The sequence below is a fragment of the Stieleria sp. genome (assembly GCF_041595215.1).
GTDB classification, from domain to species: domain Bacteria; phylum Planctomycetota; class Planctomycetia; order Pirellulales; family Pirellulaceae; genus Stieleria; species Stieleria magnilauensis.
The window spans coordinates 1-1,570 of sequence record NZ_JBFHKV010001491.1 but is presented as its reverse complement, the minus strand read 5'-3'; the positions used below and the strand labels follow the sequence as shown (position 1 = coordinate 1,570).

The 1,570-nt window shown below is 61.3% G+C and carries 1 protein-coding gene and 1 pseudogene; both read left to right on the top strand.

What is annotated here, in order from left to right; all coding sequences use genetic code 11:
- A pseudogene (locus ABX749_RS32395) lies at positions 1-459 on the top strand (hypothetical protein); the annotation flags it as partial.
- A gap of 88 nt (positions 460-547) precedes the next feature.
- A partial coding sequence (locus tag ABX749_RS32390; RefSeq protein ID WP_372899673.1) for an alkaline phosphatase D family protein occupies positions 548-1,570 on the top strand: 1,023 nt, incomplete at its 3' end.

Here is a 1,570-nt window from a genome sequence, read left to right as displayed (position 1 = left end):
TCCGAAGGCGAATCAACCTATCGCGCCTTGGACGCCGTGCTATCACAGTACACCGACATCTTGTCCCACGTCGACGAGCAAGGTGTTCATCCGGGCGCGGTCACCGCGATCATCAGCGGCAATCGTGCGGTCGACTTGATCGCGGCCGATCCAACGCGCTATGCCGGGATCGACGGCCGGCTTTCAGACCTGGACAGTGACCTGTCACCCGACTTGTTGCCGTTGATCAGCGATCACTGGGGACGCAACTTTCAATGGCGCGGTGAGGGAGAAATGCCACAGGCGGATCGTGAAAAATTGGAACGTGTGCTCCAGCAAGCTCACGCCGACCGACGCCGCGTGCGTTTCTGGGCGACACCTGACAAGCAAACCGTTTGGGCGGCCCTGGCTGACGCGGGCGTGGACCTGATCAACACCGACGACCTGGTCGGGCTGGCCGAACTTTTGCGGTCGCGATGACGCAGGACGCAGCGCGCGTGATCGCGGCGGATCGGATAGACTGCAGCCTCGTTGCCCCCGCATTTCCCCGCGCCTTTGACTGCTCGCCATGCGAACCACGCTCGCTTTGATTTTGTCCGTTCTCGGATCGATCGTTCACGCACAAGACGTTCCGCCACCGAAGCATCACGTTGCCGATCCGGCCGACGCCTCGATCACCATCTCCACAGCCCGGGATCCGATCCGGTTGACCCATGGCCCGATGCTCGGCCAGCCCACCGCGACGTCGATGCGGGTCTGGGCGCGGACGTCGGATCCGGGGCAATTCGAAGTCCATTACGGCACCGCGGCGGGCGCGATGGATTCGGTCAGCGAGCCCGGTGAGACGACGATCGGTCACGACAATACCGGCGTCGTTGATTTGGTCGGGCTGTCAAGCGACACCCGGTATCACTATCAGGTCTGGGTCAACGGGCGGCCCCACGGCTTGCCGGGCAGCTTTCGGACGCTGCCGAGTGCGGATCAGTCGCGGAACGAAACCTACAATCCCGACGGGTTGTTCAATTTCCGTTTCCAGATCGGCTCCTGTGCCAACCAAAATCCGCTGCACGGCAGCGGGCACCGAGCGACCACCTACGAACATCTGGTTCGCGACTGGGCCGACAAAGTCCACTTCCACGTGATGAACGGCGATTGGCTGTACGAAGAACAGCGGCGGTATCCGCCAGACGCCTGGCAGCTCGTTCAAGGAGCCAGTGCCAAACCGCGAGTCGCCCAGATCGCGCCCACCATCATCGGCGTTTGGGAAAACTACAAACTGTACCTGGATCGTGGCGAAGCCCTGTCGCAGTGGCATCGTCATGTGCCCAGCTACTTCACGTTCGATGATCACGAGTTGGTCAATGACATTTGGGGTTCAGCGGAAACGGGCAAACGTCACCGCCGCACGGTCTTTCGCGACATCGGCACGCAGGCCTGGTACGACTATTTAGGCTGGGCCAATCCGACCGAATATCACCACCCGATTCATTTCGGCAAAGCGACGATGCGCCGCGACAGCGATCTGCTGTACGATCAAAACGCCGACTTCACCAAGATGCCGCTGGCGGAAATGGGCAATCTGCACGTCCAC